This is a genomic window from Cellulosimicrobium arenosum (genome assembly GCF_014837295.1).
GTDB lineage: Bacteria > Actinomycetota > Actinomycetes > Actinomycetales > Cellulomonadaceae > Cellulosimicrobium > Cellulosimicrobium arenosum.
The window spans coordinates 25,749-35,593 of the sequence record NZ_JACYHB010000020.1 but is presented as its reverse complement, the minus strand read 5'-3'; the positions used below and the strand labels follow the sequence as shown (position 1 = coordinate 35,593).

The window sequence follows — 9,845 nt, the reverse complement described above, 5'->3', positions numbered from 1 at the left end:
GACGTCCACCGAGACCTACCGCTGTCTACGACGCCAGCTCGCCCGCACCGTCTACAACACCCTCAACCACGGCATGGCAGCGGCACCCGACGCAGCCATGCCCGCCGCCGCTTGACATAGGAGATTCCCATGGCCGACGACTTCACCGATCCGTTCGCGCACCAGGTGACCGCCGACGGACGAGTCCGCGTGTCGCGTGGCGGGCGCGTGGTCGTGACCGTCGCCGGGACCGCGGCGGCACGCCTCGTACCCGCGCTCGAGCTAGCCGAGGGCCGTGGCGACGAGCACGAGGTCCAACTCCTGCTCGCCCGGGCGACCGGCAACTACCGTCGAGGCAACGAGCGGCGCACGCGCCGGCCCTGACGTGTCCCGGTGTGATTCACCGTGACGCGCTCGACCGCTGCGAGCTGCCGGGTGTGACACACGTCTCGGCCGACCTCCTGCTCCCGTGTCACACCTGCCGCCGGCAGCGTGTCCTGATGGGTACCGGCGCGAACGCGCAGGCTGCCACCGCGACGCCGCCGACCGTCCCCGACGCGCTCGCGGCCGAGCTGCTGACCGGCCTCGGGGAGTCGGCGTTCGTCGAGCTCACCGCACTCGTCGCGCTCGAGAACTTCCCTCCCGTCCTGTCCGACGGCGACGCCGTGCTCAACGGTGCGACGGGTGTCGTGCGGTCCGCCGCGGGCACACCGGTCATGGCGGGGACGGCGGAGTTCGACGGCGAACGTGTCGCGCGGATCCTCGTCTTCCGCAACCCCGAGCGGCTCGCCGGCCTGCGACGCCTGTGAGCACCGCCGCGCTCAGACGAGCGTGATCACTCCGAGCACCCCGACGGCCAGACCGAGCGCCAGCGAGACGCCGATGAGTGCGGCGTGCACGGTGTAGAAGCGCGTGGCGCGGCCGTCGGCGTCGCGCGAGCGCGGGTCCTTGGCGATGCGTCGCCAGAACCGCGGCCAGATCAGCACGTTCCACAGCGCGGTCACGACCAGCAGGGCGGACCAGGCGACGGGGATCTCCACGTGTCGAGCATGACAGGTCGTGGACGGCGTCGACGCGACGGGCGGTGTGAGGATAGCCTCACCTGCGTGGCGAACTTCAAGATGGTGAAGCCGGCTGACGCGCACGTCCTGACTCTCGACGTCGTCGGCAGCAAACGGGTCACCCCGAGCATGGTGCGGGTGACGCTCGGGGGCGAGGGCATGGAGCACTTCGCTCCGATGGGGTTCGACCAGTGGTTCCGCCTGTTCCTGCCACGACCGGACCAGGACTCGCTGCGGCTCCCGACCCGCTCGTCGGGCATGTGGTACGTGCAGTACCGCGCGACGCCCAAGGCGCAGCGACCCTTCGTGCGCAACTACACGGTGCGCGCGGTGCGGCCGGACCTGCACGAGCTCGACGTAGACTTCGTCGTCCACGGCGACACGGGACCGGCCTCGTCGTTCGCGCTCTCCGCCCGGCCCGGCGACCGCGTGGGCCTGCTCGACCAGGGCATCGGGTACAACCCTCGCGCCCCGCACGACTGGACGCTGCTGGTCGCGGACGAGACCGGTCTGCCCGCCGTCGCGGGCATCTGCGAGTCCCTGCCCGACGACGCGCGCGGACTCGCGCTGGTGGAGATCCCCGAGGATGGCGACGCGCAGGAGTTCCGCGTCCCTGCGGGAGTGGAGCTGCGATGGATCCCCCGCCACGGCGCCGGCCGGAGCACGGCCGCAGAGCCCGGGCACGAGGCCGTGCCCGGGGGCCTGGCGCTCGACGCGGTGCGCTCGGCGGACCTTCCGTCGGGGGAGGTGTACGCCTACGCGGTGGGGGAGTCCGGGCTCGTGACCGGCGTCCGCAGACACCTGGTGGCCGAGCGTGGCGTGCCGAAGGGGAACATCGACTTCGTGGGCTACTGGCGGCACGGGGTCGCGGCCGCCTCCTGAGCCGCGGCCTCCTGAGCCAGGTCGCCCGTGTCCCACGGGGCGGGCGACCGGCGGATCAGACCTTGCGCAGCTGGCGGAACATCGGGCAGTCGAACGGGTCGCGCGCCGACAGGCCCACCTGGTTGAGGTAGCGGACGACGATCGCGTACGACTGGGCGAGGCTCGTCTCGGTGTACGGCAGCCCGAGGTTCAGGCAGTGCTCGCGCACGATCTCGCGGGCCCGGGCCAGGTGGGGGCGCGGCATGCTCGGGAACAGGTGGTGCTCGATCTGGAAGTTGAGCCCACCCATGAGGATGTTCATGAACCACCCGCCACGGATGTTGCGCGACGTGAGCACCTGCTTCGACAGGAAGTCGATCTTGCTGTCCGCGGGGATGATCGCCATGCCCTTGTGGTTCGGTGCGAACGACGCGCCCATGTACACGCCGAACACCGCGAGCTGCACACCGAGGAAGGCGAACGCCATGCCGAGGGGGAGCACCCAGAAGATCGCGGTGACGTAGACGGTCAGGCGGACCACGATGATCGCGAGCTCGACCATCCGGGTACGCAGGTCGCTGCGGACGGCGTTGCCGCTGACGAGGCTGCGGATCGCGGTGACGTGCAGGTTGAGGCCCTCCAGGGTGAGGAGGGGGAAGAAGAGATATCCCTGGTAGCGGTTGATGAACGACTTGATCCCGGTGGCCTTGGCCGCGTCGTCCTCGAGGAACACGACGACGTCGGGCGCGATGTCCGGGTCCTTGCCGCGGCGGTTCGGGTTCGCGTGGTGGCGGGTGTGCTTGTTCATCCACCACGAGTAGCTGATCCCGACGACCCCGTTCGCGAGGATCTTGCCCACGCGGTCGTTGACGGGCCCGGACGCGAAGACCTGGCGGTGCGAGGCCTCGTGCGCCACGAACGCGAACTGCGTGAAGATCAGCCCGAGCGCGCCGGCGATGAGGAGCTGGAACCACGAGTCGCCCAGCAGGACGAAGCCGGCGACGGCACCGCCGAGCGCGAGCGCGAGGACGCCGAGCGTCCACAGGTAGTAGCCCTGTGCGCGCTGCAGCAGTCCGGCGTCGCGGACCGTGCGGGACAGGGAGCTGTAGGTGCTGGTGACGGCTTCGCCGTCGTCCGTGCGGGGGCGGGTCGCCCGGAATCCCGGGCGGACAGCGGCAGAGGTCACGAACGTCCTCGCAGAGGTCGGTGGCGACTTCTCAGCCGCGGTGGTGAGCAGGTGCTCGTCGTACAGATGATGACGATCCTACGGGACCGTAGGTTCGCGGCACCCGGTAGAGGAGTGAAGAACCCGAGGAGGCGTCGCGACACTCCAGGTCGGACGCTATGCCGCGTGGCGGAAAGTGTGCCGGAACTCGGTGGGGGACACGCCCACGACTCGGCGGAAGTGGTGGCGCAGCAGCGCTGCCGAGCCGAATCCGCAACGACGTGCGACGTCCTCCAGGTCCAGGCGCGTCTCTTCCAGCAGGGACTGGGCGTGGGCGACCCGCTGAGCATTGAGCCAGGCGAGCGGCGTGGTGCCCGTCTGGGCGACGAACGCGCGCGCGAGGGAGCGCTCGGAGGTCGAGGCGCGGGCGGCCAGGTCGCGCACGGTGAGGGGTCGGTCGAGATGCTCTGCCATCCAGTCGAGCAGCTCGGCGAACGAGTCCGCGTCGGCCGTGGGCACCGGGCGCTCGACGAACTGTCGCTGACCTCCCTCGCGCTGGGGCGGCACGACCATCCGGCGGGCGATGGTGTTCGCGACCCTCGGACCGAGCTCGCGGCGGACGAGGTGCAGGCACGCGTCGATGCCGGCCGCGGTCCCGGCGCTCGTGATGAGGTCGCCGTCGTCGACGAAGAGCACGTCCGGGTCGATGTCGAGGCCGGGGTGCTGGCGCCGGAGCTCGTCGGCGTGCAGCCAGTGGGTGGTCACGCGCCTGCCGCCGATCACACCGGCGGCGGCGAGGACGAACACGCCGGAGCACACGCTCAGGAGGGTCGCGCCGCGCGCGGCCGCACGGCGGAGGGCGTCGAGGACCTCCTCCGGGTAGTGCGTGCCGATCCGGATGGCGGGAACCACCACCAGGTCGGCGTCGTCGGTGGCGTCGAGACCGTGCGCCGGGAGCACCTGGGCACCGACGGACGTCGTCACCGGCTCACCCGCGTGCGGCCCGCAGACGCGGAAGTCGAACGGGGGAACGCCCTGCTCGGTGCGGTCGAGGCCGAAGACCTCGCACACCACACCGAACTCGAACGGGGCGAGGCCGTCGCTCACGACGACCGCGACGGTGCGCAGCATCGCCCCAGGATAGGGCGGTGGCAGGATCTTGTCGAGCAATGGCTCTTCTGCCACTCGTGCGGTGCCTGCGCCCTCGCGAGGGTGGGGGCATGGAGATCTTCTGGGGTGTGCTCGCTCTCGTCGTGGTCGTCGGATCGACTGTCCTCGCGCTCGCGCTGCGACGCGAGGACCCCGGCCGTCCCTGGTTCCCCGCCGGGTCGGACCAGTCCTGGGGTTCCCGCGACCTCGATCACTCGTAGGAGGCTCGACCGCTCGTCGGAGGTCGGGCCGCGACGCACGGCGGCCCGGACCTCGCGGGAGGTCCGGGCCGCCGTCGGGCAGGAGGTGCGGTCAGGCGTGCGAGCCGACGTCCGCGCCGCCGGTGAGCTGGTCGAGGCCCTCGAGCTCCTCGGCCTCCCACGGGGCCTGGCCGAGGCTCGGGATCATCGTCGCGAGCTCGGGCCGCCACTTCGTGAATCGGTTCGGGAAGCAGCGCTCGAGCAGGTCGATCATCGCCGGGACGGCGGTCGAGGCCCCCGGGGAGGCGCCGAGCAGGCCCGCGATGGACCCGTCCGCGGCGGCGACGACCTCGGTGCCGAACTCGAGGACGCCCTTGCCGTCGGCGTCCTTCTTGATCACCTGGACGCGCTGGCCCGCGGTGATGGTTTCCCAGTCCTTGGGGTGCGCGGCCGGCATGAACGCCTGGAGCGCGGTGAACTTGGTCTCCGGGCTCGCGACGACCTGGCCCACGAGGTACTGCGTGAGGTCGAGGTTCTTCAGACCCGCGCCGACCATCGAGCCCAGGTTGTGCAGGCGCAGCGACGTGAGCAGGCCGAGGTACTTGCCCTTCTTGAGGAACTTGGGGCTGAACCCGGCGTAGGGGCCGAACATGAGGTAGCTCTTGCCGTCGACCACGCGCGTGTCCAGGTGGGGGACCGACATGGGCGGGGAGCCGACGTCCGCCTTGCCGTAGACCTTGGCGTGGTGCTGCGCGACGAGCTCAGGGCTGTCGGTGCGCAGGAACTCGCCGCTGATCGGGAACCCGCCGTAGCCCTTGGCCTCGGGGATGCCCGCCTTCTGCAGCAGAGGCAGGGCGCCACCGCCCGCGCCGACGAACACGAAGCGCGCCTCCACGGTCGAGCGCCGGTCGGCCGCGTTCCAGGACCGGTCCTTGACCGTCAGGCGCCAGCGCCCGTCCTTGGTCTTCTTGAGGTTCTTCACCTCGTGCTCGAGGAAGAGCTGCGTCCCGCTCGCGACGAGGTGGTCGAGGAGCTGCGAGGTCAGGGCGCCAAAGTCGACGTCCGTGCCGCTCGTCGCGCGGGTCGCGGCGACGGGCTCGTCACCGTCCCGCTCGGCGATCAGGAGCGGCGCCCACCGCGCCACGACCGCGGGGTCGTCGGAGAACTCCAGCTCGCTGAACAACGGGTGCTCGCGCAGGGTCTCGAACCGGCGGCGCAGGTAGTCGACGTTGGCCTCGCCGCGCACGAACGTCATGTGCGGCGTGCGGGAGATGAAGCTCGCGGGCTCGGGGAGGGCGCCCGTCGTGAGCAGGTGGTGCCAGAACTCGCGCGACACCTCGAACTGCTCGTTGATCGCCACCGCCTTGGAGATGTCGATCGAGCCGTCCGGCTTCTCGGGGGTGTAGTTCAGCTCGCACAGGGCGGCGTGGCCGGTACCGGCGTTGTTCCAGGGGTTCGACGACTCCTGCGCGACGGCGTCGAGGCGCTCGTACACGCGCACGGTCCAGGAGGGCTCCAGGACGTTGATGAGGGCGCCCAGGGTGGCACTCATGATGCCGCCGCCGATGAGGGCTACGTCGATCTGGTCTGCGGTGCTTGCGGGATTGCTCGCTCGACTAGACACGCTCCGATCCTACGCTTGTGAAGGAGTGCACTAACTGTGCGATGCGTCACGGGCGTACGTCACATTCTCGCGGGACCAACGTCCTGAGGCTCTGCACGATCACGCGTCGTCGAGCCGTCCGCGCTGGTCACGGCCACAGCATCTCTCGCGACCACCGCGTGTCCCCGGGCGCGGGGACGTACCGGAGGCGGACCTGCCCGTCGCCCGACGACGACGCCCAGAACTCCACGGAGTCGGGATCCAGGGTGTACGTCGCCCAGGTGTCCAGCACGAGGTCGGGTTCTGCGCGCACGCGCTCGAGCGCTCGGTCCCACGCCTCGCGGTACGCCGCCCGCGACGACAGCGGGGCACTCTGGGGGCCGGCGAGAGCCGTCGCCCGGGAGAGGTCCGAGCGGGCGAGGAAGTCCGCGGCGGACGCGTCCGGGCCCGTCGGGACCACTGCGCCGCGCACCCGCACCTGGCGTCCGCGCTCGCGCCACAGGAACGTCAGCGCGGCGTGGGGGTTCTGTCGCAGCGCCGTGCCCTTGGGGGAGTCGGACCGCGTCGCGAACACCCAGCCGGCAGGCCCGACGTCCTTGAGGATCAGGGTGCGGCCGTCGACACGCCCGCCTGCGTCGGCGGTCGAGAGCGTCGCGGCGTGCGGCGCGGTCACCCCCGCGTCGACGGCGTCGTCGAGCCACGCGACGAACAACGTGACGGGGTCGTCGGGAGCCGCGTCCGGGTCGAGGCCGGGCAGGTCGTCGCCGAAGACGGGTAGTGCACGCAACCGCTCGCGCAGCGTCGCGGGCCGGTCGGCACGGCGTGCGGGGCGCTCGTCCATGGGAACCCTCTCGTCGTCTTCCGGCGTCGTCCGCCGAGGATGTCACGAACCCGACGGCCGCCCGGTCGAACCGGCATGACGATCCGGTCGTACCGTAAGCACGTGACGGTCTCGCAGCGCGTCCTCGTGGTCGCGATCCTGGCGTCGTTCGTGTCGTTCCTCGACGGCTCCGTGGTGAACGTCGCCCTGCCCGCGATCTCGGACGAGCTGACGACCGGTCCGGTCACGGGGCTCGCGCTCCAGCAGTGGGTGGTCGACGGCTACCTCATCACGCTCGGCGCGTTCATCCTTCTCGCCGGGTCGCTGTCCGACGTGTACGGGCGACGGGTGGTGCTCGCGGTCGGGCTCGTGGGGTTCGCCGTCACCTCCGTCGCGTGCGCGCTGGCTCCGACCGGGCTGTTCCTCGTCGTCGCCCGGGTGCTGCAGGGCGTCGCGGGCGCGCTCCTCGTGCCCAGCTCCCTCGCGATGATCGTCTCGACGTTCGACGGCGCGCGGCAGGCCCGTGCCATCGGCACGTGGACCGCGTGGACCGGGACCGCGTCGCTCGCGGGTCCGCTGCTCGGCGGTATCCTCATCGACACCGTCTCCTGGCGCTGGGTCTTCTGGATCAACGTCCTGCCCGTGGCCGTGACGCTGCTGCTCCTGCGGGGTGTCCCGCGGTCCACGGCCGAGGAGGCCGACGTGGCGGCCGGCCGTCGCGTCGACGGACTCGGGGCCGCGCTCGCGGCCGTCGGGCTGGCCGGGACCGTGTTCGCGCTGATCGAGCAGGGCCGGTTCGGCTGGTCGGACGCCGTGGTGTGGATCCCGTTCGTGGTCGGCGTGGCGTGCCTGGCCGGGTTCGTCGCGTGGGAACGTCGCGCGCCCGATCCCATGCTGCCGCCGCGCCTCTTCCGCGTGCGGAACTTCGCGTGGGGCAACCTCGCGACGGTCGCGATCTACGGCGCGCTCTACTTCGGCGGCTTCGTCGTCACGCTGTTCCTCCAACAGGTCGCCGGGTACAGCGCGACAGCGGCCGGGCTCGCGCAGATCCCCATCACGCTCGTCATGCTCGCGCTCTCGTCACGGTTCGGCACGCTCGCCGGCCGCTACGGCCCACGCCTGTTCATGACGCTCGGACCGATCGTCGGTGCGGCCGGGTACCTGCTCCTGCTCACGACCTCCGACGACGCGGTGTACGTCAGCCAGGTGCTGCCCGGCATGCTGCTGTTCGGCCTCGGTCTCGCGGCCACGGTCGCGCCGCTGACCTCGGCGATCCTCGGCTCGATCCCGCCGGCCGACGCAGGCATCGGTTCCGCGGTGAACAACGCGGTCTCGCGCGTGGCGGGCCTCGTGATGATCGCGTTCGCGGGCGTGGTCGCGGGCGGTGCGCTCGACATCGACGGGTTCCACCGCTCGCTCCTGGTCACCGCGGCGCTGCTGGTGCTGGGCGGGGTGCTGAGCTGGGTAGGGATTCGCAATGAGCACGTGCGCGACGCGCGGGGCGGCTGACCGCGCCTGCCCGCCCCGGGGCGGGCAGGCGTCGCGTGCCACGATGGTCGCCATGACCGACGTGCGCAATCTCCTCGCGGCCCTCGACGCGTTCGACGGGCACTGGCAGCCCTACCGCGTGACGAGAGTCAACGACTACGACATCAAGGTCGTCAAGGTGCTCGGCGACTTCGTCTGGCACACCCACCCCGACACCGACGAGCTGTTCCTCGTCCTGTCGGGCGAGCTGACGATCGGCCTGCGCGAGGACGGCGTCGAGCGCGAGGTCGTGCTGCGACCGAACGACGTGTACGTCGTCCCGCGTGGGGTCGAGCACTGCCCACGCGCCGACGTCGAGACCGCCGCCGTCCTCGTCGAGCCGCAGGGCACCGTCAACACGGGTGACGCGGGCGGCGAGCTGACGGCCTTGCTGCGCGACCTGCCGCCGAGCTAGGTCCGCGGCTTCTCGCCGGTGCTCCGCGCGTGACGTGCGGGTGCGTGCCGGGGGGTGTCAGACGCGCACGACGATCTTGCCCCGGACGTGGCCCGACTCGCTCAGGCGGTGCGCGTCCGCGGCGTCGGCGAGGTCGAACACCTCGGCGATCTCGGGGCGCAGCTCACCGGCGTCGCCGAGGCGCGCGAGCTCGGCCAGGTCGGCGGCGTCGGGACGGACCCACACGTAGTGACCGCCCAGCTCGCGCGCCCGGTCGTCGGTGATCGAGGCGATCGTGCCACCGTCGCGCAGGACGTCGGGCGCCGAGTCGACGGCGTCGCCGCCCACGTAGTCGAGGACGACGTCCACGCCGTCCGGCGCGAGCGCGCGCACCCGGTCGGCGAGGCCCTCGCCGTACGTCACGGGCTCGGCCCCGAGCGAGCGCAGGAACTCGTGGTTGGTCTGCGACGCCGTCCCGATCACGCGTGCGCCGAGCGTCCGGGCGAGCTGGACCGCGAACGACCCGACGCCCCCGGCCGCCGCGTGCACGAGCACGGTCTGGCCCGGCTCGAGGCCGGCGCGCCGGATCGTCTGGTACGCGGTCAGACCGGCGAGCGGCACCGCCGCCGCCTCCTCGAACGACCACGCCGAGGGCTTGCGCGCGAGGGTCCGGACCGGTGCGGCGACGAGCTCGGCGAACGTGCCGCCCGCGACCGAGCCGCCGAGCACGTCCTTGCGCACGTACCCGAACACCTCGTCGCCCACCTGGAGCTCCGGCGTGTCGAGCCCGACCCGCTCGACGACGCCTGCCACGTCCCAGCCCGGGGTGACCGGGAACACGGCGTCCATGAGCGGGTCGAGGTAGCCCGCCCGGACCTTCCAGTCGACGGGGTTCACGCTCGCGGCGCGCACCCGGACCAGCACGGAGTCGGGCCCGACCTTGGGGTCGGGCAGGTCGGTCGGCTCGAGGACCTCGGGGCCGCCGTAGCGGGAGTAGGTGATGGCTCGCATACGGGCGCCAACTCCTCGGCGTCCCGGAAGATTCCGGACGACGGGAACCGGACGTCGGGCGGAGCGTGCCTGCCG

Annotated in this window: 12 protein-coding genes; 6 read left to right on the top strand and 6 right to left on the bottom strand. The window is 71.8% G+C overall.

Annotation, left to right across the window (positions count from 1 at the left end):
* Positions 1–129: 129 nt before the first annotated feature.
* Together IF651_RS17155 and IF651_RS17150 are read left to right on the top strand one after the other, a co-directional pair.
* On the top strand, positions 130–363 hold the full coding sequence (locus IF651_RS17155) for a hypothetical protein (RefSeq protein ID WP_191830345.1): 234 nt from the start codon (positions 130–132) through the stop codon (positions 361–363).
* A 116-nt stretch (positions 364–479) separates the two neighbouring features.
* Positions 480–788, top strand: a complete 309-nt coding sequence (locus IF651_RS17150; RefSeq protein ID WP_191830344.1) for a carboxymuconolactone decarboxylase family protein — start codon at positions 480–482, stop codon at positions 786–788.
* A gap of 12 nt (positions 789–800) precedes the next feature.
* Here the strand turns inward: IF651_RS17150 and IF651_RS17145 are convergent, their stop codons facing one another.
* On the bottom strand, positions 801–1,019 hold the full coding sequence (locus IF651_RS17145; protein WP_191830343.1) for an SCO4848 family membrane protein: 219 nt from the start codon (positions 1,017–1,019) through the stop codon (positions 801–803).
* Between the two features lie 66 nt (positions 1,020–1,085).
* Here IF651_RS17145 and IF651_RS17140 point away from each other — a divergent pair, with 66 nt between their 5' ends.
* Complete coding sequence (locus tag IF651_RS17140) at positions 1,086–1,922, top strand: siderophore-interacting protein (RefSeq protein WP_338404038.1); 837 nt, start codon at positions 1,086–1,088, stop codon at positions 1,920–1,922.
* A gap of 55 nt (positions 1,923–1,977) precedes the next feature.
* Here the strand turns inward: IF651_RS17140 and IF651_RS17135 are convergent, their stop codons facing one another.
* Entirely contained in the window at positions 1,978–3,087 is a 1,110-nt protein-coding gene (locus tag IF651_RS17135; RefSeq protein WP_191830342.1) for a fatty acid desaturase, read from the bottom strand.
* 156 nt (positions 3,088–3,243) lie between these two features.
* Positions 3,244–4,197 carry a helix-turn-helix domain-containing protein gene (locus tag IF651_RS17130; protein WP_191830341.1) on the bottom strand — a complete coding sequence of 318 codons (954 nt, stop codon included), beginning with the start codon at positions 4,195–4,197 and terminating at the stop codon, positions 3,244–3,246.
* A 38-nt stretch (positions 4,198–4,235) separates the two neighbouring features.
* Here IF651_RS17130 and IF651_RS17125 point away from each other — a divergent pair, with 38 nt between their 5' ends.
* Positions 4,236–4,436 (top strand): hypothetical protein, encoded by a 201-nt coding sequence (locus IF651_RS17125; protein WP_191830340.1) that lies wholly within the window; start codon positions 4,236–4,238, stop codon positions 4,434–4,436.
* A 91-nt stretch (positions 4,437–4,527) separates the two neighbouring features.
* Here the strand turns inward: IF651_RS17125 and mqo are convergent, their stop codons facing one another.
* Both mqo and IF651_RS17115 read right to left on the bottom strand, forming a co-directional pair.
* Complete coding sequence (mqo, locus tag IF651_RS17120) at positions 4,528–6,039, bottom strand: malate dehydrogenase (quinone) (protein ID WP_191830339.1); 1,512 nt, start codon at positions 6,037–6,039, stop codon at positions 4,528–4,530.
* 127 nt (positions 6,040–6,166) lie between these two features.
* On the bottom strand, positions 6,167–6,859 hold the full coding sequence (locus IF651_RS17115; RefSeq protein ID WP_191830338.1) for a pyridoxine/pyridoxamine 5'-phosphate oxidase: 693 nt from the start codon (positions 6,857–6,859) through the stop codon (positions 6,167–6,169).
* A gap of 75 nt (positions 6,860–6,934) precedes the next feature.
* Between IF651_RS17115 and IF651_RS17110 the strand changes: the two genes are divergently transcribed.
* Positions 6,935–8,347: an MFS transporter gene (locus IF651_RS17110; protein ID WP_191830337.1), complete on the top strand. Its 1,413-nt coding sequence runs from the start codon at positions 6,935–6,937 to the stop codon at positions 8,345–8,347.
* A gap of 52 nt (positions 8,348–8,399) precedes the next feature.
* Positions 8,400–8,780, top strand: coding sequence for a cupin domain-containing protein (locus IF651_RS17105; RefSeq protein WP_191830336.1), 381 nt, complete (start codon positions 8,400–8,402; stop codon positions 8,778–8,780).
* 57 nt (positions 8,781–8,837) lie between these two features.
* Here the strand turns inward: IF651_RS17105 and IF651_RS17100 are convergent, their stop codons facing one another.
* Positions 8,838–9,770, bottom strand: coding sequence for an NADP-dependent oxidoreductase (locus IF651_RS17100; protein WP_191830335.1), 933 nt, complete (start codon positions 9,768–9,770; stop codon positions 8,838–8,840).
* Between the last annotated feature and the right edge of the window lie 75 nt (positions 9,771–9,845).

Bases quoted from the DNA above. Each gene is read 5' to 3' on its own strand.
- IF651_RS17155 (WP_191830345.1), top strand. From the start codon at position 130: ATGGCCGACGACTTCACCGATCCGTTCGCGCACCAGGTGACCGCCGAC.
- IF651_RS17150 (WP_191830344.1), top strand. From the start codon at position 480: ATGGGTACCGGCGCGAACGCGCAGGCTGCCACCGCGACGCCGCCGACC.
- IF651_RS17130 (WP_191830341.1), bottom strand. From the start codon at position 4,197: ATGCTGCGCACCGTCGCGGTCGTCGTGAGCGACGGCCTCGCCCCGTTC.
- IF651_RS17125 (WP_191830340.1), top strand. From the start codon at position 4,236: ATGGCTCTTCTGCCACTCGTGCGGTGCCTGCGCCCTCGCGAGGGTGGG.
- IF651_RS17115 (WP_191830338.1), bottom strand. From the start codon at position 6,859: ATGGACGAGCGCCCCGCACGCCGTGCCGACCGGCCCGCGACGCTGCGC.
- IF651_RS17110 (WP_191830337.1), top strand. From the start codon at position 6,935: ATGACGATCCGGTCGTACCGTAAGCACGTGACGGTCTCGCAGCGCGTC.
- IF651_RS17105 (WP_191830336.1), top strand. From the start codon at position 8,400: ATGACCGACGTGCGCAATCTCCTCGCGGCCCTCGACGCGTTCGACGGG.
- IF651_RS17100 (WP_191830335.1), bottom strand. From the start codon at position 9,770: ATGCGAGCCATCACCTACTCCCGCTACGGCGGCCCCGAGGTCCTCGAG.